Source organism: Clostridium beijerinckii, from assembly GCF_018223745.1.
In the GTDB taxonomy this organism is placed as follows: Bacteria; Bacillota; Clostridia; order Clostridiales; family Clostridiaceae; genus Clostridium; species Clostridium beijerinckii.
This window is the reverse complement of the sequence record NZ_CP073653.1, coordinates 4,940,574-4,965,877: the sequence shown is the minus strand read 5'-3', so window position 1 is coordinate 4,965,877 and position 25,304 is coordinate 4,940,574. Positions and strand designations below refer to the sequence as shown.

Below are 25,304 nucleotides of genomic sequence, written 5' to 3'. Positions count from 1 at the left end.
ACAACTTTTTAAAATATACTTTTAAAGAAATCGATTTATATTTTAAGAAGTTATTGCATAGTTATTTGATGAAAGTAGTTGAAAAAGATGAAAGAAGCTGAAACAAAGCACGAATTAATAGAAAATTACTATATCAGCCTAATAGAAGAAAACAAGGTTTCAGCAGGAGACCAATTACCTTCCGAAAATGAAATAGCCAACTTATTTAATGTAAGTAGGCACACTGTAAGACAAGCTCTTACTTATTTAGTACAAGAAGGCTGGATATATAAAGAAAGAGGAAAAGGAAGCTTTTACTCTAACAAAAAAACTAATGAAGTTAAAAAAAATGTTGCTGTTCTTACAACTTATATATCAGATTATATTTTTCCTAAAATTATATCAGGTATAGAGGAAGAATTAAGACGCAAGGGATATAATTTATTATTATTTAATAGTAACAACGACATTGAGAATGAAAGAAGATGTTTTGAGGATATCATAAACCAAGATATATCAGGACTAATAGTTGAACCAGCACAAAGTACAATAAATAACCTGCATCATGATAGCATTAAAAAGTTAGAAAAGAACAATATAAAATATATTGCAATAAATGCTAATTGTGATGAAGAAAATTCTGCATATATTGTAGTAGATGATGAACAGGGAGGGTACAAGCTTACTAATTATTTATTAGAACTTGGTCATAGAAACATAGCTGCATTATTTAAAGCAGATGATTTACAAGGTGAAAAGAGAAGAAGGGGTTACATAAAGGCCCTAAACGAATATGACTTGAGTTTTAACAAAAGTATAGTAGGAGAATATATAACTGATAATCAAGAGATGTATATAGACCAATTTATAAAGAAGATTTTAAATCTTGAAGAAAAGCCAACTGCAATTGTTTGCTATAATGATAAGGTTGCTTTGAAGGTAATAGATAATTGTAGAAAAGAAAATATAGAGATACCAAAAGATTTATCAATAGTAAGTTTCGATGACTCTAGTTTAGCAGTTTCATCAGGTGTTAAACTTACAACAATAAAGCATCCGAAAGAAGAAATGGGAATAAGAGCAGCCAAATGCATTATAGATATGATTGAGGGAAGAATAGATAAGCCTCAATACACATACAGTGCTGAACTTATTGTTAGAGATTCTTGTTCTAGAGTTTAAATTTTATCTTTGCTTTAGATGACTTGATTTTGGGTTACTGGAGCAAAGATAAACTTTAATGATATATATTAGATATTATTTTTTTATGTACGCTTGTACGTACATACATACAACAAGCAGATAGGGGTGTTTAAATGTTAGAGAAATTAAAGGAAAAAGTTTATGAAGCTAATATGGAACTTCAAAGAAAAGGTCTTGTAATCTACACTTGGGGAAATGTTAGTGAAATCGATAGAGAAACTGGATTAGTAGTTATAAAACCAAGTGGTGTTGATTATGATACTATGAAAGCAGAAGATATGGTAGTTGTAGACTTAGAAGGAAATGTTGTAGAAGGAAAGTATAAACCTTCAACAGATACTCCAACTCACTTAGTTATGTATAAAACTTATCCGAGTGTTGGAGGCGTTGTTCATACTCATTCAGATTGGGCAACAACTTTTGCTCAGGCAGGAATGAGTATACCAGCTTTTGGGACAACACATGCAGATTATTTTTATGGGGATATTCCTTGTACTCGGGATCTAACAGATGAAGAAATTAGTGGAGAATATGAAAAAGAAACAGGAAATGTAATAGTTGAAACTATTGGAGATAAAAATCCATTAGAAGTTCCAGCTATTGTAGTTAAAAACCATGGTCCTTTCGCTTGGGGAAAAGATGCTAATTCAGCAGTTTACAATGCAGTAGTATTAGATAAAGTTGCTGAAATGGCATATAAGACAATGACTTTAAACAAAGATGTAAAGGGTGTCAAACAGCACCTTTTAGATAAACATTATCTTAGAAAACATGGTGCGAATGCATATTATGGACAATAAGATATCATAGTATAAACCAACATATTTTTAAGGAGAATTTTTAATCAGCAATTGGAACTCCTTTGTAAATTCTCCTTAATAAGTATGAATTAAAAAGTGACGTATAAAATTGAAGTTAAAAAAGAAAATGTCTAAATTTAATATTATGAAACATAAATATTAAATGGAAGGTAAATATGCAAATAATAGTTTGTTGCTAAATAACAAACAAAATATATAAAGAGGAGATGTTAGGAAAATGAGATTTTTTTTAGACACAGCAAATGTGGAACACATTAAAGAAGCAAATGAAATGGGAGTAATATGTGGTGTAACAACAAATCCATCATTAATAGCAAAAGAAGGAAGAGACTTCAATGAAGTAATAAAAGAAATTACAGAAATAGTTGATGGACCAATAAGTGGAGAAGTTGTAAGTGAAGATGCTGAAGGAATGATAAAAGAAGGAAGAGAAATTGCAGCAATTCATAAGAATATGATAGTAAAGATTCCAATGACAGCTGAAGGATTAAAGGCAACTAAAGTATTAGCTAGTGAAGGAATTAAAACAAATGTAACATTAATATTCTCAGCAACACAAGCTTTACTTGCAGCAAATGCAGGAGCAACATATGTAAGCCCATTCCTTGGAAGAGTAGATGACATCTCAATGATAGGTATGGATTTAGTTAGAGATATAGCAGAAATATTTGCAGTTCATGGAATAGAAACAGAAATAATAGCAGCAAGCGTAAGAAATCCAATTCATGTAATAGAAGCAGCAAAAGCAGGTGCAGATATATCAACAGTGCCTTATAGTTTAGTAATGCAAATGTTAAAACACCCATTAACAGATCAAGGATTAGAAAGATTCAAAGCAGACTGGGCAGCAGCATTTGGAAAATAGATTGCCGAAATAAGAAACATATTTTGGTTCCGGTTCCTAAGAAATTTTGTTGAGTGCTTCTAAGATTATAAGTTGTGCCCAAAATGCTTGCCTCAAAGGTAAACTTTGAACAAGCACATTTGGAACAACTTATAATCAAGAAGTACTACCAACACAATTTCTAATGAACACTCCACAAAATATGTTACTTATTTCTAGTGCAGACATATTTCGAAAATGGAAGAGTAATTTAGAGATATAATGCCTAGATTCTGAAATTGGGAAAGTGTAAATGTTTATGGTAAATATTCTGATATAACGCTTCCACAAAAGCATGACCATCATTTCTGATTTAGATATTTTTCAAAGTATAGTAATAATATAAAGAGTAATATCTATGCGATACATTTTAAAAATACAAGAGTAATTTATAGATATGATGGCTAGATTCTGAAATTAGGAAGGCATAAATGTATATGGATAAATATTTTGATATAATGCTTTCGCAAAAGTATGACTATCATTTATGATTTATTCATGTTCCAAATGACAGAGATAAAAATATATATTCTTAAGAATATAAGAATATAGGAATATAAGGATTTAAGAATATAAGGATTTAAGAATATAAGGATTTAAGAATATAAGAATTTATAAATGAAAACATAAAGCAATTTCAAAAGGTGTGGTAAAATAGGCACCTTTTGAAAAGATAATGAAGGATAGCTAAGATTATTTCAGGTTTGAAATGAATTCGAAGCGCAGCATTTGACTTAATTAGCACAACTAAGAACTTATAAAAAAATATGTCTATGAAATGAGGATAAAGATGAGTAGAGAATTAGATAAATTATCTATTAACGCAATAAGAGTATTATCAGCAGATGCTATTGAAAAATCAAAATCAGGACATCCAGGGTTACCACTTGGATCAGCTACAATGGCTTATACATTATGGGCAAAGATGAATCATAATGGAAAGAACCCTGAATGGGATAACAGAGATAGATTTGTATTATCAGCAGGACATGGTTCAATGCTTGAATATTCATTGCTACATTTATTTGGATATGGACTTACAGTTGAAGATATTAAAAACTTTAGACAATTCGGAAGTTTAACACCAGGACATCCAGAGTTTGGTCATACAAAAGGTGTTGAAATAACAACAGGACCACTTGGACAAGGTATTTGTAATGCAGTAGGTTTTGCTATAGCAGAAGCACATCTTGCAGAAAAATTCAATAAACCAGATTATAGCGTAGTTGATCACTATACATATGCTATAGTTGGAGACGGATGCCTTATGGAAGGTATCTCAGGAGAAGCGTCATCTCTTGCTGGAACTTTAGGTCTTGGAAAATTAGTTGTATTATATGATTCAAATAATATTTCAATTGAAGGAAATACAGACATAGCATTTAGAGAAGATGTAGCTAAGAGATACGAAGCTTATGGATGGCAAGTACTAAATGTAGCAGATGGAAATGATATAGATACTATAGAAAAAGCAATAGAAGCAGCTAAAGCAGAAACAACAAAACCATCTATTATAATAGTTAAAAATCAAATTGGTTTTGGTTGTCCAGCTAAACAAGGAAAAGCTTCAGCGCATGGTGAACCTTTAGGGGCTGAAAATGTAACTGCTATGAAGGAAAACTTAGGATGGAAGACAGAGCCAGCATTCTACGTACCAGACGAAGTGTATACAAATATGAATGAACACATAGCAAAAGGTGAAAAGACTGAAGCTACTTGGAATGAGCTGTTCAAAGCATATGCAAAAGCTTATCCAGAACTTTCCTCAGAATATACTAAATGGATGAGTGGAGAACTTGATAAAGAAGCTTTATTAAACAACGAAGAACTTTGGAGCTTTGATAAAGAAATGGCTACAAGAGAATCTTCAGGAATAATGATAAATAGATTGGCTAAACTAATTCCAAACTTTATTGGAGGATCAGCAGATTTAGCTCCATCTAATAAAACTCATATGAACGATAGAGGAGATTTCTCAGCAGAAGATAGAAGTGGATCAAACCTTCACTTTGGAGTTAGAGAACATGCTATGGCAGCTATCGCTAACGGAATGTATGCTCATGGAGGACTTAAAGTATTTTGCGCAACATTCTTTGTATTCAGTGATTATATGAAGGGTGCTATGAGATTATCAGCTCTTATGAATCTTCCAGTAGCTTATGTATTAACACATGATAGTATTGGAGTAGGGGAAGACGGGCCAACTCATGAACCAATAGAACAATTAGCAGCTCTTAGAAGTATGCCAAATATGACAGTATTTAGACCAGCAGATTCGAAAGAAACTGCAGCAGCTTGGTACTATGCTGTAACTAATGGAACTACTCCAACATCATTAGTATTAACAAGACAAAAGTTACCACTATATGATGGATGTCCTAAGAGAGCATTAAAGGGTGGATATATCTTAAAAGATTCTAAGAAAGAAACTCCAGATGTACTTTTAATGGCATCAGGATCAGAAGTAGAATTAATCTACAAAGCAGCAGCTGAATTAGAAGCTAAAGGTATAGATGCAAGAGTTATCAGTATGCCATCATTTGAATTATTCGATGCTCAAGACGAAAGCTATAAAGAATCAGTTATGCCAAATAAAGTTCGTGCTAGAGTTGCAGTAGAAGCATTAACAAGCTTTGGATGGCACAAATATGTAGGTCTTGATGGAGATGTTATATCTTTAGATACTTTTGGAGCATCAGGTAAAGCAGAAATCCTATTCGAGAAATTTGGATTCACTGTAGAAAATGTTGTTGAAAAGGCTATTAATGTAGCAGAGAAATAGAAGTTACAGTAATTAAATCTACGATATAGTAGAGAAAATTTAGCGATTATAGTAAAACTTTAGAAAAATAGATTTAACCTTAAAATATTAATAAATATAGCGAAAAAGATATAAAAAAAGATCTAGATTAAAAGTGTGTAAATTAATTAATCTATAAATATATTAAAACCAATTTATTCATTATTATAAAAGTTAAAATTATTAAAAGATATGTATAAAGATGTGTGAAAAGATTAGTGTGAAATTATGTAATTACAATAATAAATCATTGGTTAGAAATATATTTATAGATTTTTAATAAATGTATATAAATTAATATGACAATAAAGCAGTTTTAGAATTTAATAAAATTATTTATCTAATGTCTAGTCATTATTGCATTCCGATCTTACATTAAGTTGGGGACGGTAACGGTATGAGGGCTGGACATTAGGTGATTATAAGAGTTATTTTGTATTAGGTTTAGTAATATTACAATGGAATGATATTCAGAAGAGATTAGAAATTATTTTAAAATTAAGATTTATTTAATTTAACTATAATAATAATATAAATTTATCACATAATAAGTAAACGATTTAAAAAAATTACACGTAGTGGAGGTTTTTATGGGATTAGAGATGAGTAATATAAAAAATGCCATTATTAATGGTAAGACAGTGCTTGGTATTGAACTAGGTTCAACTAGAATTAAAGCAGTTTTAATAGATGAAAATAATACTCCAATAGCTTCAGGGAGCCATGATTGGGAAAATAAATATGTTAATAATATTTGGACTTATGGTTTAGATGATATCTGGACTGGCGTTCAAGATAGTTATAAGAAGATGGCTGAAGATGTCAAAGAAAAATATGGAGTTACTATTGAAACAATAGGCGCAATTGGATTCAGTGCTATGATGCATGGATATATGGTTTTTAATAAAGAGGGAGATCTTTTGGTGCCGTTCCGTACATGGCGTAACACTATTACTGAAAAAGCCTCAGAAGAATTAACAAAATTATTTAACTACCATATCCCTCAAAGATGGAGTATTGCTCATCTTTACCAAGCAATATTAAACGGTGAAGAACATGTGGCCGATATAGATTTCCAAACAACTTTAGAAGGATATATTCATTGGAAATTAACAGGTGAAAAAGTTATAGGTGTTGGAGAGGCATCTGGAATGTTCCCTATTGATATAGATACAAAGAATTATAATGCACGTATGATTGATCAATTTGATGAGTTAGTAGCTCCTAAGAATTTTTCATGGAAACTTGGAGATATTTTACCAAAGGTATTGTTAGCTGGAGAAAATGCAGGTGTACTTACTGAAGAAGGTGCAAAGCTTTTAGATGTTACAGGACAATTAAAATCAGGTATTCCATTCTGCCCTCCAGAAGGTGATGCAGGAACAGGAATGGTTGCAACTAACAGTATTGCAAAGCGTACAGGTAATGTATCAGCAGGAACATCTGTTTTTGCTATGATCGTACTTGAAAAAGAATTATCAAAAGCATATGAAGAAATAGACTTAGTTACAACTCCTACTGGTAATTTAGTGGCTATGGTTCATTGCAATAACTGTACTTCGGATCTTAATGCTTGGGTTGGATTATTTAAAGAATTTGCAGAGGCATTTGGTGTAGAAGTTGACATGAATAAGTTATTTGCAACTCTATATAATAAGGCACTTGAAGGGGATTCGGATTGTGGCGGATTATTAGCTTATAATTACTTCTCGGGTGAGCATATAACTGGTTTTGAAGAAGGACGCCCACTATTTGTACGTTCAGCAGAGAGTAAATTCAATCTAGCTAACTTCATGCGCGTACATTTATTTACATCATTAGGAGCACTAAAAACTGGTTTAGACCTTCTTCTTAAAGAGGAAGGTGTTAAGGTCGATGAAATGTTAGGACATGGCGGTTTATTTAAGACTAAAGGTGTAGGACAAAAGATAATGGCAGCAGCTATAGATGCACCAGTTTCTGTGATGGAAACTGCTGCCGAAGGCGGAGCGTGGGGAATTGCAGTACTTGCATCTTATATGATAAATAAAGATGAAAATGAGACATTAGACGATTATCTTACAAATAAAGTGTTTGCAGGACAAATAGGTACAAAAATAGATCCAGATTCTAAAGATGTTGAAGGATTTAATGAATTTATAAAACGTTACACTAGTGGGCTTGCTATTGAAAGAACAGCGATAGATAGCCTTAAATAGAAAGTATGATTAATAAGGTTGAATTCAATAAAAAGGATTCAACCTTATTATCTATTATCTATAAATAATAAAGGAATAGATAAACAATATATAATTTATGTTTATATTATAACTCACCTCAATTATAGATATTTCGATTCATAAAAATTGTAAAAATATCATTGAAGCGGGTAAGAATAAGCTTATATATACTTTAGCATGCTCTGATTTCTAGTTTAACAAGTTAAAAGTGAACAGTTTATTGCGACGAATCCTAGATGTATGCACATTGGTAAAGAAATATAATAAAATTGTACATACAATATAAAAAAAACTATTGCTATAGTGATGAAAACGATATATAATAAATACATGAAGTACGTACAACATATTAACAAGTGCTATCCTCTAAAATTATAGCACATTAAGAGTTAGAGTATGTGTATCAGATAGAAGTGACAAGATAAGCTATTCTCAATTCGTACAAGCAGGATACATATATAAATAAATGTTAATGTAAATTTTTATTATGATAATAAAGAAGAATATTGATGTACTTACAAGATATATATCATAGAGCATATATAGGAAAATGTATTTTCCATGATATATATTCAAATTATATGAATAATATCAATCAAACATTAAACAATAATATTTACTAGGATAGGGGAGGAATTTTATGAATGAAAAGCACATTACTTTATGTAACAAATTATTATACTATCTAGTAGCTCCTGGCTTATTACTATATTTTATTTCTATCGATTCAGGAATAATTACTTCTTCTTTTGGTGTACTAGCTATATTTGGATTAGCCATTTTACTTGGAGTAGGAATACCAATGATTTATAAGAGAAAGAATCCAGAGTATAAATTCAATATTAGTAGTAAATATGCTAATGCTATGGCTATATTAGTTATTCTTGAGTTAACTTATAATATGTCAAAATAAATAAGAACATGTCTGAATTTGATGAAAACGTATTAATAAAGTTTAATTTTTGGTTATAAGTGTATTAAAAAAATTATATTGTTTTAATAATTTAGAATATTAACTTTTAGTCCACTTTAATTTATCAGAAATGATAACTATTAAGCAGATTAAAAGAAAATATAAATTTATAATTTATTATATGGGAAGTTGAAGGGAGAAAATATTATGAAGAAAAAATTAATGGCTATGTTATTATCAATGGCATTACTAGGTTCTATCGGTGGATGTAGTGTAACAACTAGTGCTCCAAACTCAGATGCAGATAATTCTAAAACAGAGTCACAGGGAAAAACTGACGGGGGATCAGGAAGCGGAAAAACAATAGGTATTTTAATGCCAACTAAATCTTCTGAACGTTGGATAAATGATGGAAATGACATGGTAAAACAGTTAAAAGATCTTGGCTATAATACAGATCTTCAATATGCTGAAGACGTTGTAGAAACTCAAGTATCACAAGCAGAAAACTTAATTACAAAAGGTGTTAGTGGCTTAGTAATTGCAAATATCGATGGTGAATCTTTAACTGATGTTTGTCAAAAAGCTAAAGATGCAGGAATTCCTGTTATAGCCTATGACCGTTTAATTAAAAATACTGCAAATGTAGACTATTACATTTCTTTTGATAATAAACTTGTAGGAAACCAAATGGGTCAATATATAGAAAAGAAATTAGATTTAAAAAATGCACAAAAATCATTTAACATAGAATTATTTGCTGGGTCTCCAGATGATAATAATGCTCATATGTTCTTTGAAGGTGCAATGGAAGTACTTCAACCATATATAGATTCTAAGAAATTAACTGTAGTTTCAGGTCAAACTAAATTTGATGAAATCTGTACATTAAGATGGGATGGAGCTTTAGCACAATCAAGAATGGAAAATATATTAACTGCTAACTACTCAGGAGGTAAAAAAGTTGATGCTGTATTAGCTCCTTATGATGGTATAAGCCGTGGTGTTGTAGAAGCGTTAAGAAGTGTTGGATATGGTTCAGGGGATCTTCCATGGCCAGTAATTACAGGTCAAGATGCAGAAACAGCTTCAATTAAATCTATAATTGCAGGAGAGCAAACATCAACAATATTCAAAGATACAAGAAAATTATCAGCTCAAGCTGTTAAAACAATCGATGCAGCTATTAAAGGTCAAAAAGCTGAAGTTAATGATGAGAAGACTTACAACAATGGAGTAAAAGTTGTACCATCTTACTTATGTCAACCTGTATCTGTAGATAAAACAAACTATAAAGAAGTTCTAATTGATTCAGGATATTTAAAAGAAGCAGATCTTTCTAAATAAGATTAACAGCAGTAATGATAGTGCGGACAACTTTGTTCCACTATCATTCAAATAAGGAGGGGCGTGACGTATGTTAAAAGACAATGATATTATTCTTGAAATGATAAATATAACTAAGACATTTCCTGGTGTAAAAGCACTAGATAATGTTAATTTAAGAGTGCAATCAGGAGAAATTCATTCTCTTTGTGGAGAAAATGGAGCAGGTAAATCAACTTTAATGAAGGTATTAAGTGGAATATATCCTCACGGATCATACGAAGGTGCAATTCTATATAATGGAAAGGCATGTAAATATAAAGGCATAAAAGACAGTGAGGCAGATGGAATAGTTATTATACATCAAGAATTAGCTTTGAGTCCACATCTTAGTATAGGAGAAAATATATTTATAGGAAACGAAATTGCAAGTCATGGAGTTATAGACTGGCAAGAGGTAAGAATTAGAACTAAAGAATTACTTAAAAAGGTCGGATTAGATGAAGACCCAGATACAATAGTTAACACACTTGGTGTTGGTAAACAACAATTAATTGAAATTGCAAAGGCATTATCAAAGAACGTAAAATTATTAATTCTAGATGAACCGACTGCATCATTAAATGAGGATGACAGTGAAAATTTATTAAAATTAATGTTAGAGTTAAAATCACAAGGAATTACATGTATTTTAATTTCACATAAGTTAAATGAAGTTTCAAGAGTATGTGACTCTATAACAGTACTACGTGATGGAGCTAGTATTGAAACATTAGATGCCTCTGGAGGGCAAATCTCAGAGGATAGAATTGTTAAAGGGATGGTTGGTCGTGAACTTACAGACCGTTATCCAAAAAGAACTCCTAAAATTGGAGATGTGATGTTTGAAATAAAGGATTGGAATGTATATCATCCAGATTATCCAGATAGGAAAATGGTTGATAATGTAAATATAAAAGTTAGAAAAGGCGAAGTACTTGGAATTGCCGGGCTTATGGGTGCTGGAAGAACTGAACTTGCAATGAGCATTTTTGGTAGAACATATGGACAAAAGATTTCTGGTAGCATTTTAAAAGAAGGTAAAGAAATTCATATTAAAACAGTTAAAGATGCAATTAATGCGGGTATTGCTTACGTAACTGAAGATAGAAAAGAAGCAGGTTTAAACCTGATTGATGATATTCGTCATAACATTTCAATAGCTTCATTAGGTAAGATTTCTAATAATGGTGTTATAAATGAACAAGTTGAAATTTTAGCGGCAGAAGAATTCAGAAAATCAATGAAAATCAAAACTCCAAGTATATTACAAATTACAGGAAACTTAAGTGGTGGAAATCAACAAAAAGTAGTACTTTCAAGATGGGTTTATGCAGAACCAGATTTACTAATTCTTGATGAACCTACTAGGGGAATTGACGTTGGAGCAAAATATGAGATATATACAATTATAAATGATTTAGTAGCTCAAGGAAAAGCAGTTATTGTAATTTCATCCGAATTACCCGAAGTCCTTGGATTAAGTGATAGAATCTATGTCATGAATGAAGGAAAGATTATTGGAGAATTAGATAAGAAAGATGCTACTCAAGAAGTTATCATGAGTAAAATTGTTGCATCAAAATAGGGAGGTAGTAAAATGAGTGAAGCAAGAGTTGAAGAAAAAAAAGTTGCAAAAAATACATTTAATAAATTTATGAAAGACAATGGTATGCTTGTTGCATTATTAGTGGTAGTAGTTATATTCTCGATTTTAACTAAGGGAGTTATGTTAAAATCACTTAACATAACAAATTTAATTCAGCAAAATGGTTACGTACTTATTCTTGCAGTAGGAATGCTTTTAGTAGTTATTGTAGGTACTGTCGATCTTGCGGTTGGTTCCGTGTGCGCCTTTGTTGGAGCAATAGCCGGTGTTCTTATGGTTAATAAAGGAATGAACCCTGTAGTATCTGTTGTTGTATCACTTTTAATAGGTGCAGCTGTTGGAGCTGTACAAGGATATTGGATTTCGTATAAAGCAATTCCAGGATTTGTTGTAACATTAGCGGGACAATTAATCTTTAGAGGATTCTCAATGATAATATTAAATGGTAAGACAATCGCTCCATTCCCAAATGAATTTGCAAACTTAGGATCTGGATTCATACCTCCACTATTCTACTTTAAAATGGGCGATATTTATTTAGTTGGATCAGCAATGATCGTAGGTGTTATATTATCGGTAATCATGGTATTTAATAATATAAAAGGAAGAAAGAAACTTCAAAAATATAATTTCAATGTTGATCATAATTCAATGTTCCTTGCTAAAAATATAATATCAGTTGTAGTAATTATGGGTGGAAGCTTTGTATTAGCATCTTATAAAGGTATACCAAATATATTAATAATAGCAGGAGTATTAATAGCAATTTACTCATTCATTACTACTAAAACAGTATTTGGTAGACAAGTATATGCAGTTGGTGGTAATAAAAAAGCAGCAGCTTTATCAGGTGTAAACGTTGATAAGATTACATTCTTAGTATTTGTAAATATGGGATTGATGGCAGCATTAGCAGGACTCGCTTATGCTGCACGTGTTAACTCAGCACAACCTAAAGCTGGTGTTAACTTCGAATTAGATGCTTTAGCAGCTTGCTATATAGGTGGTGCATCTACAGCAGGTGGTACTGGAAGAATTTTAGGAGCAGTTGTTGGTGGACTTGTAATGGGAGTACTTAATAATGGTATGTCTTTAATGGGAGTTGATAATAACTGGCAACAAGCTATCAAAGGATTTGTATTATTATTCGCTGTAGTATTCGACTTATATTCAAAGAAAAAGAAATAAATATAGCAGCAATGTAAGAAATGGTTTCTTCAAACTTTAAACCATAGTTTGTTAATAAAATGTGTTAAATAAATTAAGAAAAAGAAAATGTATGAGGTTAAGGTAAGTTCTGCACTAAATATTTTATATATAGTGCAGAACTTGCCTTTTACTATTACGTATAATTTGAAAGATATATCGTTAAGAGTAAGTATTAAATAGTACTACTTATAATACTTTATTTTTAGATATGTATATGTGTTGAAATTCACAATTCACATTTCAACGATTCACAATTGCGGCTAAAATTCTTGTGATATTTTTAGAATTATAATGAAGGATTACTTTTTCAATATATATGTTAAGAAAAAAATAACTACTAATAATAGTAAAATTAATATATAATTTAGTGGACAATTATATATTAATTTAGGCAAGCGTTATTAATTAAATGAGTTGATAGATAAAGTATTAGAACTACAAATGAAAAAGATGGAGGAATAAAATGAATACTAGAATAATAGTAGACAGTTGTGTTGATTTTAATAATGAAGTTTTTGGAAATGAAGAGTATATGGAAAGAATTCCATTTAAAATTATTATTGACGATGAAGAAATCGTTGATAAGAATGTAAATATAAATGATCTACTAGAAAAAATGAAAAGCAGCAAAAACAAAATTAAAACAGCATGCCCATCGCCACATGATTTTCTAGAAGCTTTAAAAAAGTGTAAAAATAATTTTGTTGTAACCATTTCTGGTAAATTAAGTGGATCACATAATAGTGCTATATTGGCAAAGGAAATGTTTCAAGAAGAGTTTCCGGAAAGTTTTGTTCATGTATTCGATTGTAAGACAGCAGTATCTGGAGCTGATCTAGTTGTTTTAAAAATAAAAAAGTTAATTGAAGAAAAAGCACATAATTCTCAGATTGTAGAGCAAGTTACTGAATACATAGAAAATATGAAGACGTTATTTGTTTTAGATAAATTGGACAACCTAGTTAAGAATGGAAGAATAAGCAGTGCAAAAGCTTTAATGGGATCACTTCTGCAAGTTACTCCAATTATGACTGCTAACGATGGAGAAATTGTGCTAAAAGAGCAAGTAAGAGGGAAGAAAAAGGCATTTAATAGACTAATAGACCTAATAGGTGAAGAAGGCAGCGATTTTAAAAATAAGGTTCTAGGAATAGGGCATATAAATGCAAGAGAAAAAGCAGAAAAGCTTAAGGAAGAAATAAAAAACAAATATAACTTTGAAGATATAATAATTTTTGAAGGAAGCGGATTAAGTACTGTTTATGCTGATGATGGTGGGATTGTAATTTGCTACTAACTTAGAGTAAGCATATTTTTATAAGATATATAATATCCTTGTGTTTTTAAGTCACAAGGATTTATTATTTTATTCTTTAATAATGTAAAATAAAATCCATGTATAATGCATGAAAAAAGGCTATTTAATCTAAATGTATTTAAATTTAACTACAGTAATGACAATATATGACTTTATTATTTGGATATTGTAAATTATTCTAGTAAATATTCGATAAATAAATGTATAAATTTAAATTATAAATATATTTAGGAAGTGGATTTATGATATCAAATATAAATAACAAGACAACAGTTAATAGAATGTATTCGAGTAATATGAGTACATATAAAAAAATGACAATAGACTTTCTTTTTCAGATCAACTGAAAAATTTAACTTATAGTAATTCAAAGCTACAGAATAAAACAAATTCAATTCAAGCAAATCAGGAACTTGAAAAATTAAAGAATGAAATGCACGAGAAATATGATAAATTAGATGGTGAAAATAGTTTTACTTCTACAACAGTTATGGAGAAAGTCATAGATCTAGATATAGCTAATAGTAAAGATAAATATTTAAAAGCAGATGGTGAAGCAGATATTAACAAAGTTGCAGATGCTCTTGGAATATCTTTGTCAAATTGTAGTATAAAAGAAATAAATAGCATAACAACACAATTGCATAATGAAGGATTTCTTAGTGATAAAACTGCAGGAAAACTAAGCTTGGGATTATTAATACAAGGAGCCATTTTATCAGCAAAGGCTCGTGAGACTGGTGAGTCAGTGGCAGACATGAAATTTGATTTAATGGGATTTCTACTAAGCAGTAAGGATTTTTATGAAAAAAATGGAGATAGCAAAACATCGGATACTATGGATTATTTGATTAATTTTTTAAATTAGATAATCGTAGCTTATCTAGGCTTGATATAAACAATATTTGTGTTAAAATATAAATGTAGTCTGACTTTAAGGGGGAAATCCCAAGAAGAAAGACTCTTAACACATGATCGTTCTGAAACACATGAGGGTTCGTCCCAAATGACAAGGCGGTATTATAGATAGAGATATGTATGCTATCCCTGCGCCTTTTTGTGGCATGGGGATTTTTTATTGCAATTGAAAATAGTAATTGCTAATTAATACGGTGAATTTAAAAATATTTTCTTCTTGAAAGGAATAAAGAATATGGATACAAGAATCGCATTGATAGGAATTATAGTGGAAGATATGAATTCAACAGATAAGCTCAACAATATTTTGCATGAATATTCGCAATATATGGTTGGGAGAATGGGTATACCTTACAGAGAAAAGAATGTAGGTATAATAAGTGTAGTGATAGATGCTACCAATGATATAATAAGTTCATTATCAGGTAAACTTGGTATGATCGAAGGAATAAATGTAAAAACAATGTATTCTAAAACTGCTAAATAAATATTAAATATAGTAATAAGTAGATTAGCTTTAATTAATATTTTAGCCTTTGCCAAAATTGGATGAAGAAAGCATTAATCAGAACGAATTAAATTCAAAATTTAAAAATCCAATTATAGAAAGAAGAGTAGAGTAATGTATAATGTTAAATCAAAAATAGCAACGGAATTTATTGATAACGAAGAGATATTAGAAACTCTTGAGTTTGCTAAGAAAAATAAGAACAATAGACAATTAATTAATGAAATTCTAGAAAAGGCTAAAGAGTGTAAAGGAATTTCACATAGAGAAGCAGCAGTTTTACTTGAATGTGAATTAGAAGATGAAAATGAAAAAATGTATAAACTTGCAAAAGAAATCAAGCAAAGATTTTATGGTAATAGAATAGTAATGTTTGCGCCATTATATCTCTCTAATTATTGTGTAAATGGATGTACTTATTGTCCATATCATCACAAGAATAAACATATAACAAGAAAGAAGCTTACTCAAGAGGAGATTGAAAAAGAAGTAATTGCATTACAAGATATGGGGCATAAAAGACTTGCATTAGAAACAGGAGAAGATCCTGTAAATAATCCAATTGAATATGTACTTGAAAGCATAAAAACAATTTATAGTATAAAACACAAAAATGGCGCAATTAGAAGAGCTAACGTAAATATTGCAGCTACAACTGTTGAAAATTATAGAAGGTTAAAGGAAGCGGGAATTGGAACATATATCTTATTCCAAGAAACATATCACAAAAAGACATATGAAGAGCTTCACCCAACAGGACCAAAGCATGATTATGCTTACCATACAGAAGCTATGGATAGAGCTATGGAAGGTGGAATTGATGATGTCGGACTAGGTGTACTATATGGATTAAATATGTATAGATATGATTTCGTTGGACTTCTTATGCATGCAGAGCACTTAGAAGCAGCTATGGGAGTTGGACCGCATACAATAAGTGTACCAAGAATAAGACCAGCTGATGATATAAATCCAGATGAATTTACTAATGCAATTTCAGATGAGATATTTGCTAAAATAGTTGCAGTACTTAGAATTACAGTTCCATATACAGGTCTTATTGTTTCAACAAGAGAATCTCAAAAAACAAGAGAAAAAGTACTTGAACTTGGAGTTTCTCAAATAAGTGGAGGATCATCTACAAGCGTTGGTGGATATGTTGAAAAAGAGAAGGAAGAAGAAAATTCAGCTCAATTTGATGTAAATGATACTAGAACTTTAGATGAAATAGTAAATTGGCTGTTAGAAAAGGGTCATATTCCAAGCTTCTGTACTGCTTGTTATAGAGAAGGAAGAACTGGGGATAGATTTATGAGTCTTGTTAAATCAGGACAAATAGCAAACTGCTGTCAGCCTAATGCACTTATGACGCTAAAGGAATATCTAGAGGATTATGCGTCTGAAGATACACGAAGAAAAGGTGAAGAAGTAATTAAAAATGAAATTCCAAGAATTCCAAATGAAAAAGTTAAAAAGATAGTATTAGAAAATCTTGAAAACTTACATGAAGGAAAACGTGATTTTAGATTTTAGATAGAGTAAATTAATTAATAAAGCTATATGCATAGTTAAAGTAGACTTGTGTATAGCTTTATTATTTTTTCTATAATTAAGTTTATGGTTAAAAATGATTAGCAAATACTCAACATTTCGATATAAGAGTAGATTTTTTAGTTGATTATATAAATTAAAAATATTATCATAATAATTAGCAATATATGTTAATTTCAACATCTTAGTAAAACGTTTTCTATTGCAAAAAGGGTAATAAATGGTCGAGATTATAAATTTAGAGAGGGGAAAAGTTATGTTTTTGAGAAGAAGCCTGCCTATAAAATTTAAATTAACCTTATCATTTTTGACGGTAGCAATTTTAATTGGCGTAGTAGGAATAATAGGAGCATTGTCTTTGAAAAATGTAAATAATAAAGCATCAGGAATGTACAATAGAAATTTTAATCATGTCAATGAGATCCTATCTATAAAATCAAATATGACAGAAATTAAAAGTAACATATTAATCATGATGTATGAAAAAGATAAATATAAGGTAGAGGAAGCACAAAAAAATGTTATTACTGCACTTAATGAGAATGATAAATATATAAATGATTATGAAAAATCACAAATGACAAGTAGTGAAACAAAATCTTGGAAGGAATTTAATGATAATGCGAAGGAATATAATCAGGTTAGAGACAAGGTAGTGAATGCTGTGAAATCAGAAGATTTAGAAGAAGCAAAAAAGAGGTATTTAGAAATGGTTCCTCTACAGACAAAAATGATGTATAGCCTGGATAAAGTTATAGATATAAATATATCTGATGCAAAATCAGCTAATGAGGATATATCATCTACTTATATTAATTCTAATAAAATTATGATTACACTTACTATCTTTGGATTAGTGGTAGCAATTATATTTGGAGCACTAATATCAAAGGCTATAAATATACCATTAAAAAAAATCAAAGGATTTGCAGAGAGATTAGCGTTATATGATTTTTCGACTCCAATTTCAATTAAAAGAAAGGACGAACTTGGACAAACAGGAAGTGCATTAAATAAAGCACAAGAAAATGTGAATAAACTAATTAGAGATATTATTCAAAATTCTCAAGATATAAGTACATCTAGTGAAGAACTTTCTGCAACAGCTGAGGAGCTTTCATCAAAAGCTGCGAGTATAGATGAAGCTGTAAGTACTATTTCACTAGGGATGGAGGAATCTTGTGCTGAGGCAGGAATTATAAGTACGACAGTAGATGAAGTAAACTCAAATATAAATGATTTATCTAAAAAAGCTATGGAAGGAAGCCAGAATGCTAATAGATCCAAAGAGAGAGCTATAGAAGTCAAAAACAATAGTAAAAAGTCTATAGATGAAATGGAGAAATTATCAAAGGAAAAACAAAAGAACATGTTAATTGTTATTGAAAATGGAAAGATAGTTGATAATATTAAAATTATGGCTGATACAATTGGAAGTATATCTGAACAAACAAATTTATTAGCACTGAATGCAGCAATAGAAGCAGCAAGGGCAGGGGAACAAGGTAAAGGATTTGCAGTTGTAGCAGATGAAGTAAGAAAGCTTGCAGAACAATCATCAGAGGCTGTAACAGCTATCAAAAATACTATAATTAAAGTTCAGGATGCATTTAATAACAGCATTAACACTGGAAATGATATATTGAAATTTATAAATACAGAGGTGCATGAACAGTTTAATGCCTATGGAAATACAGGAAATATATATTATAGCGATTCTGAATTTGTAAGTAAAATGTCAGAGAATATTGCAAACATGTCAGAAGAAATTACAATCACTGTAGGGAAAGTTAATAAGTTAGTACAAGAGATGGCATCGACAGCGCAAGAATCAAACGATCAAGTAGCTACGATAAAAGAAAGTGTAGATGAAACTTCAAAAGCCATAGAGCAAGTTGCTTTAACAGCACAAAACCAAGCAGGGCTTGCGCAAAAACTCAATGAAATGATACAAAAGTTTAAAATTTAAAGAAGATATGTGATGAAAAATAAAAGACTTATTTTAGTTATTTAGCAGCTAAAGTAAGTCTTTTTTAATTAATTAAGTAAATTTTATACCATTTCACTTTTTCCCTCTAGTTTTTCATACATCTTTTCTTGTTGTTTTGTAGTAAATTGAAAATATATTTCTGTATTGGTAACAGATTTGTGTCCAAGCCACCATTGAAGCTCTTTTATATCCATATCACATTCAGCAAGGTGAACTGCTGTAGTATGTTTAATGGTATGAAAATGGTGCTTTGACTTATCTTGAATACTTGCCATTGAGAAATATTGCTTCGTTAGGTGGTCTAGGGTTTGCCTTGAAATTGGCTTATTCTTTTGACTTGTAAATATAGTTTGAGCTTCAGATGTAATTTCATTTTCAGTAATGTATTTGTCTAAAACGCTTTTAGTTTTCTCATCTAGCCGCAGAGTATTATTCTTACTACCCTTTAATCTTTTACAATATATTTCTCCTTTATTAATATTATAATTTTCCAATTTTAACATTGATATTTCGGAAGCTCTAAGACCGCATCTATAAGCTAATCTAAATATTGCTAAATCACGTGTTGAATGCAGCTTTCCAGAATTTTCAATTGCATTAAATAGTGATAATACTTCTTTTTGCGTTAAATATTTAATTTCAGTTTCATTAGATGCCCTCATATGCACTCTCCTCTAGAAGTAATGATACATAATAAATATTTTGTCCAATTTTATTATATTATAAGTTGTAGTATATGTAAATATTGTATAAAAAAGCTTAAAAAATGTACAAATATAGGTTAAATTGTATTCTTATGACATATTAATATGCAATATTTGTATATTTGCAGAGCTATAAATACATTATTACATAAAATAATAGGACAAAATATTTATTATGTTCAAATAAATGATATATTTAATTTTTTAAAAAGTCAAAGTTTAAAAATTTGTAGAATAATTACGCAAAAATTATTATTGAAGATGTCATATTTTATTATTAAATAATAGGAGCGAGGTGGAGAGGTTTTACACGTGTTGAGTTGTACTAATTTAAAAAAGGAAGTTATTATGAATAAAATTAATATGCCCAAAAAAGAACTTAAACTTAAGATGAAAATGGTAAATACCACAAGAGGAAAATTAAACAAGGATATACATAGGAGAAAAAAAAGTAAGCCTAATGAAGAATTCTCAAGGTATGATATTCTTACTGGGCTACCAAATAGTACTTATTTTTTTGAAAAGCTTAATAGGAGTTTAGAGATATCAAAAGTTAATTGTAGAAAAGGTGCGATTATTTATATTGATGTTGATGACTACAAAATCATAAATTATAATTGGGGCTATTCTTTTGGTGACTTTATATTAAAATGTTTTTCTGAAAGGGTAAGTAAATGTATTAAAGGAAAAGGGAAACTATTTAGATTAAATGGTGATGAATTTGCAATTTTGATCTATGAATTTAAATTTATAAGTGAAATAGAGGAAATTTGCAAGAAAATTTATGAAAATTTGTCAGTACCTTTTAAGATAGCAGATGATGAATTAGACATTTCTGTAAGTATGGGAATATCTACTTTCCCGGATGATAGCATAAATTCTGATGAGTTGTTAGAGTTTTGTAATTTAGCTATGTACAAGTCTAAGAAAACTGGAAAAAACAATTATACAATCTTTAATAACGAAATATTTGAGACATATTATAGGGACGTATTGATTAGAAGGGAATTAAAGAATGCTATTAATAAGCATGAGCTAAATATTAATTATCAGCCACAAATTGATTTGTCTAATAATGAGATTGTTGGAATTGAAGCTTTATTAAGATGGAATAATGATAAGCTTGGAAATGTTTCACCAGCAGAATTTATTCCTATTGCTGAAGAAAGTGGAGATATAGTTCAAATTGGCGATTGGATAATGGAAAAATCCATAGAGCAAGCGAGTTTGTGGAAGTGCATGGGGTACAAGTTTAATAATATAGCAATCAATATATCACCAATTCAAATCAAGGAAAAAGATTTTAAGGATAAGTTGTTAAAATGCTGTAATAAGTATAATATTTCTCCAAACTTTTTAGAGATAGAAATAACAGAGAGTACTTTATTAGATATATCAGAAAAAAATATAGAAGTATTAAATGAACTTAAAGGGATGAGAATAAATATTGCAATAGATGACTTTGGGACGGGATACTCTTCTTTAAGCTATTTAATTAATATTTCAGTAAGTACATTAAAGATTGATAAAACATTTGTAGATCATGTAGAAAATTATAAGAACATGGTATTAATAAAGAACATAGTTAACTTATCAAAGGACTTGAAATACAAGGTAATAGTTGAGGGAGTTGAAACAAGAGAGCAGATAGAAGTACTTGCTGACTTAGGTTGTAAGATAATTCAAGGTTTCTATTTTAGCAAACCGCTTACAGAAGATGGTATGAAAACTTTATTGGATAGTAATAGAAAAAATAATATGCAATAGCATTTTAACAGTGGGAGGAAATTTTAATATGAATTTATTAAACCAAGTAAGAGCTAAGTTAATATCAGCATTTTTATTAGTGGCTATATTAATTGCAGTTGTAGGCACAATTGGTGGAATAGAAGTAAAAAGAGTAAATAAAAATGCAGAAACAATGTATAGCGTAAACTTACAGAGTGTTAATGAAATTTTGTCAATAAAATCAAATATGTCACAAATAAAGAGCGAAGTTTCAGTTATAATGTATGATCAAAATAAAAAAGAAACGGATCAAGCAAAAAAATATATTACTGACATGGTAGCTGCAGATAACGAATATATAGCTAAATATGAGAAATTAATTACTACAACAGAGGAAAAAGAAAATTGGACGAAGTTTACCGATAATGTAACAAAATATAGAGATGCTAGAAACAGGATAATAGATGCAGCTGATCTAAATGATCCAAATGAAGTGACGAAACAGTACATGATTTTTTTGCCTATAGAAGAAGAAATGATGGCAAGCCTTGACAAGGTTATAGAAATAAATTTGGCGGCAGCAAAAGTAGCAAGTGATAACATTAATATAGCATCTGCACGGACAAACATAATTATGACATTGATGAGCATTGCAGGGGTTATAATTGCCATTTTACTTGGAATATTTATTTCAAGCCATATAAATAAACCTTTAAGGAAGATAAGAGATTATGCAGAGAGATTAGCAATGTATGATTTTTCAACTCCAATTACTATTACTAGAAAAGATGAATTTGGACAAACAGGTATCGCTTTAAATAAGGCACAAAAAAATGTAAATATCTTAGTTAAAGAGATCATGGAAAATTCTCAAGATATAAGTGCGTCGAGTGAGGAACTATCTGCTACGGCTGAAGAATTATCTTTGAGAGCTAGAAGTATTGATGATGCTATATCAAATATTTCTGATGGTATGCAAGAATCTAGTGCGGCAGCCGAGGAAATAAGTGCATCGGTAGAAGAAGTGGATTCAAGCGTTAATGAACTTTCAGGAAAGGCAATGGAGGGAAGTAGTAGTTCAAGTAAATCCAAAGAAAAAGCAACAGAGGTAAAGAATAGCGGTAAAAAAGCTATAGAAGAAACAAGAAATCTATATGCAGAAAAAGAGAACAAAATGTTAGAAGTTATTGAAGATGGCAAAGTAGTAGATAATATAAAAGTTATGGCAGATACAATAGGAAGTATAGCCGAACAAACAAATCTATTAGCTTTAAATGCAGCTATAGAGGCTGCAAGAGCAGGAGAACAAGGTAAAGGTTTTGCAGTTGTTGCCGAAGAAGTAAGAACACTTGCGGAACAGTCATCACAAGCTGTAACGTCTATACAGGAAACAATAAATAGAGTCCGTGATGCTTTTAAAAATAGTATTGATACTGGCAATGATATACTTTCATTTATTAATACTGAAGTACATAGACAATTTAATGCCTATATGCAAACCGGTGACCAATATTATAATGATTCAAATTTCGTCAGCATGATGTCAGAGGAAATTGCAGCTATGTCAGAAGAGATAACAGCTACTGTAGGTCAGGTTAGTGAAGTTGTACAAGATATGGCACAAACTACTCAAAAGTCTAGTGAAGAAGTAGCTACAATCAAAGAAAGTATGGATGAGACAACTAAATCCATAGAGCAAGTTGCACTAACAGCACATAGCCAGGCTGAACTCGCTCAGAGGCTCAATGAAATGGTACAAAAGTTTAAAATTTAGGTATCAAGATGCAAGAAAGAATGATTTTATTCTTATACAAATTTCATTGAGAGAAATATAATTATACATATAATTTATAGAGGATATAAGTTTTGAATTTATATCCTCTTTTTATATATTAATTAAATGTATGCTAAATTGGATTCAACCTGCAATTTAGAACCTTCAGTGATTTTTCATAGTTTTTCGGAATCAAAATATTTATGATTTAGGTAAGTTATCCCATAAGTATAAGTTATATGTTGTTTATAGATAACACAATCATAAACTATATAGGATATGAAATATATCAAAACTAGAAATGGGTAATATACTTTTGTGGAATGTTTCATTGGTAATTTTGAGGGATGTGATTCTTTGGCTATAAGTTGTTCCAAATGTGCTAGTTCAAAGCTAGTTCTTTGAGGCTAGCACTTTGGGGGCAACTTTATGGCATTAGAATCACCCATCAGAATTGCCTAGAAACTGGAATAAAAGTATATTATTCATTTCGGTGTGGTATACGCATAAGTATAGATTATAGTTAGTTTATCTATAACATCTAAGAAATTCGATAAAAAAGTGAAGAATTTCGTATGGAGACTAATTGATAAAACCCCTATAATTAGTAATGTAAACGAAGAACAAATTTGAGTCTTTGTTTTAGGATTTAGATAAGAATATGGAGGGGTAAAAATGAAAAGGTTTAAGAGTCTATTAACAATTGTAATGTCAGCAGCTATAGTTGCAACAATGGCAGGATGTGGAGCAAATAAGAGTGCAAGTTCTGGAGGGGATGCACAAACAAGTACTAAATCTTCAAATACTTTAATTGGTTCTGCAATATATAAATTTGATGATACTTTCATGACAGGAGTTCGTACTGCTATGGAAGGTGAAGCTAAGGAAAAAGGATCAACTATTGAACTAGTGGATTCACAAAATAAACAACCTACTCAAAATGAGCAAGTTGATACATTTATTACAAAAGGTGTAAACGCTTTAGCAATAAATCCAGTTGATAGAACTGCAGCAGGTCCTATCATTGAAAAAGCAAAAGCTAAGAAACTTCCAATCGTATTTTTAAATCGTGAGCCAGAAAAAGCAGATATGGATAGCTATGATAAGGTTTGGTATGTAGGTGCACATGCAGAACAATCAGGAACTTTATCAGGTCAACTTATAGCTGACTACTTCAAAGCACATCCAGAAGCAGACAAAAATCATGATGGAGTGGTACAATACGTAATGCTTCAAGGAGAACCAGGACATCAAGATGCTACTCTTCGTACAGAATATTCTATAAAAGCTATTGAAGCTGCAGGATTAAAAACTCAAAAACTTGCTGCTGATACAGCAATGTGGGACAAGGCAAAAGCTACTGACCTTATGAAAGCATTTATGACAGGTCAAGGTGTTGATAAGATAGAAGCAGTTCTTTGTAACAATGATGATATGGCTCTTGGTGCAGTAGAAGCATTAAAAGCTGAAGGATATAACAAAGGTGATGCATCTAAATATATTCCAGTAGTTGGAGTTGATGCAACAGCACCAGCATTACAAGCTATGAAAGAAGGATCACTTCTTGGAACAGTTCTAAATGATGCACAAAACCAAGGTAAGGCTACAGTTAATATAGCTTTAGCAGCTGCTCAAGGTAAAGAAATTAATAAAGAAAATGTTGGATTTGATGTAACTGATGGAAAATATGTATGGATTGACTATGTAAAAGTTACTCAAGATAACTACAAGGATTATTTAAAATAAGATATATCTGACATAGAAATTGTCAGGGATGCGAGATTATAAAAAATCCCCATCCCTGAATTATTA

General features: G+C 30.5%; 18 protein-coding genes. 17 read left to right on the top strand and 1 reads right to left on the bottom strand.

All coding sequences use genetic code 11. The annotated features are described in order from the left end of the window. The first annotated feature begins 87 nt into the window (after nucleotides 1-87). From KEC93_RS22355 to KEC93_RS22290, 14 genes are all read left to right on the top strand, one after another. Nucleotides 88-1,161 carry a GntR family transcriptional regulator gene (locus KEC93_RS22355; RefSeq protein ID WP_012060612.1) on the top strand — a complete coding sequence of 358 codons (1,074 nt, stop codon included), beginning with the start codon at nucleotides 88-90 and terminating at the stop codon, nucleotides 1,159-1,161. Nucleotides 1,162-1,295: 134 nt separating this feature from the next. Further along, complete coding sequence (locus KEC93_RS22350) at nucleotides 1,296-1,982, top strand: L-ribulose-5-phosphate 4-epimerase (RefSeq protein ID WP_012060611.1); 687 nt, start codon at nucleotides 1,296-1,298, stop codon at nucleotides 1,980-1,982. Nucleotides 1,983-2,220: 238 nt separating this feature from the next. Then, a complete protein-coding gene (gene fsa, locus KEC93_RS22345) occupies nucleotides 2,221-2,868 on the top strand; it encodes a fructose-6-phosphate aldolase (RefSeq protein WP_012058602.1) in 648 nt (215 codons plus the stop codon). 808 nt (nucleotides 2,869-3,676) lie between these two features. After that, nucleotides 3,677-5,668 (top strand): transketolase, encoded by a 1,992-nt coding sequence (gene tkt / locus KEC93_RS22340; protein WP_111944656.1) that lies wholly within the window; start codon nucleotides 3,677-3,679, stop codon nucleotides 5,666-5,668. 608 nt (nucleotides 5,669-6,276) lie between these two features. Further along, a complete protein-coding gene (locus tag KEC93_RS22335) occupies nucleotides 6,277-7,884 on the top strand; it encodes a xylulokinase (RefSeq protein ID WP_041899954.1) in 1,608 nt (535 codons plus the stop codon). Between the two features lie 661 nt (nucleotides 7,885-8,545). Beyond that, nucleotides 8,546-8,818 carry a hypothetical protein gene (locus tag KEC93_RS22330; RefSeq protein WP_012060607.1) on the top strand — a complete coding sequence of 91 codons (273 nt, stop codon included), beginning with the start codon at nucleotides 8,546-8,548 and terminating at the stop codon, nucleotides 8,816-8,818. 207 nt (nucleotides 8,819-9,025) lie between these two features. Beyond that, nucleotides 9,026-10,165 carry a multiple monosaccharide ABC transporter substrate-binding protein gene (gene chvE / locus KEC93_RS22325; RefSeq protein ID WP_012060606.1) on the top strand — a complete coding sequence of 380 codons (1,140 nt, stop codon included), beginning with the start codon at nucleotides 9,026-9,028 and terminating at the stop codon, nucleotides 10,163-10,165. 70 nt (nucleotides 10,166-10,235) lie between these two features. After that, the gene (mmsA, locus tag KEC93_RS22320) at nucleotides 10,236-11,771 is read left to right on the top strand and encodes a multiple monosaccharide ABC transporter ATP-binding protein (protein WP_012060605.1); all 1,536 of its coding nucleotides are present in this window, start codon (nucleotides 10,236-10,238) and stop codon (nucleotides 11,769-11,771) included. Between the two features lie 12 nt (nucleotides 11,772-11,783). Next, nucleotides 11,784-12,980: a multiple monosaccharide ABC transporter permease gene (gene mmsB, locus KEC93_RS22315; protein ID WP_017210076.1), complete on the top strand. Its 1,197-nt coding sequence runs from the start codon at nucleotides 11,784-11,786 to the stop codon at nucleotides 12,978-12,980. A gap of 484 nt (nucleotides 12,981-13,464) precedes the next feature. Then, nucleotides 13,465-14,298 carry a DegV family protein gene (locus tag KEC93_RS22310; protein WP_012060603.1) on the top strand — a complete coding sequence of 278 codons (834 nt, stop codon included), beginning with the start codon at nucleotides 13,465-13,467 and terminating at the stop codon, nucleotides 14,296-14,298. A 454-nt stretch (nucleotides 14,299-14,752) separates the two neighbouring features. Further along, a complete protein-coding gene (locus KEC93_RS22305) occupies nucleotides 14,753-15,187 on the top strand; it encodes a hypothetical protein (protein WP_077869093.1) in 435 nt (144 codons plus the stop codon). A gap of 285 nt (nucleotides 15,188-15,472) precedes the next feature. Next, entirely contained in the window at nucleotides 15,473-15,724 is a 252-nt protein-coding gene (locus KEC93_RS22300; protein WP_012060596.1) for a TM1266 family iron-only hydrogenase system putative regulator, read from the top strand. A 135-nt stretch (nucleotides 15,725-15,859) separates the two neighbouring features. Beyond that, nucleotides 15,860-17,278, top strand: a complete 1,419-nt coding sequence (hydG, locus tag KEC93_RS22295) for a [FeFe] hydrogenase H-cluster radical SAM maturase HydG (protein ID WP_077309348.1) — start codon at nucleotides 15,860-15,862, stop codon at nucleotides 17,276-17,278. A gap of 274 nt (nucleotides 17,279-17,552) precedes the next feature. Next, nucleotides 17,553-19,265, top strand: coding sequence for a methyl-accepting chemotaxis protein (locus KEC93_RS22290; RefSeq protein WP_020372903.1), 1,713 nt, complete (start codon nucleotides 17,553-17,555; stop codon nucleotides 19,263-19,265). 83 nt (nucleotides 19,266-19,348) lie between these two features. Here KEC93_RS22290 and KEC93_RS22285 read toward each other — a convergent pair whose 3' ends face one another. Continuing rightward, nucleotides 19,349-19,948: a tyrosine-type recombinase/integrase gene (locus KEC93_RS22285; protein ID WP_077869094.1), complete on the bottom strand. Its 600-nt coding sequence runs from the start codon at nucleotides 19,946-19,948 to the stop codon at nucleotides 19,349-19,351. A gap of 390 nt (nucleotides 19,949-20,338) precedes the next feature. Here KEC93_RS22285 and KEC93_RS22280 point away from each other — a divergent pair, with 390 nt between their 5' ends. From KEC93_RS22280 to KEC93_RS22270, 3 genes are all read left to right on the top strand, one after another. Continuing rightward, complete coding sequence (locus tag KEC93_RS22280) at nucleotides 20,339-21,757, top strand: putative bifunctional diguanylate cyclase/phosphodiesterase (protein WP_077869095.1); 1,419 nt, start codon at nucleotides 20,339-20,341, stop codon at nucleotides 21,755-21,757. Between the two features lie 28 nt (nucleotides 21,758-21,785). Then, the gene (locus tag KEC93_RS22275; protein WP_023973610.1) at nucleotides 21,786-23,492 is read left to right on the top strand and encodes a methyl-accepting chemotaxis protein; all 1,707 of its coding nucleotides are present in this window, start codon (nucleotides 21,786-21,788) and stop codon (nucleotides 23,490-23,492) included. 675 nt (nucleotides 23,493-24,167) lie between these two features. Then, nucleotides 24,168-25,238 (top strand): galactose ABC transporter substrate-binding protein, encoded by a 1,071-nt coding sequence (locus tag KEC93_RS22270; RefSeq protein ID WP_012060590.1) that lies wholly within the window; start codon nucleotides 24,168-24,170, stop codon nucleotides 25,236-25,238. Nucleotides 25,239-25,304 lie beyond the last annotated feature (66 nt).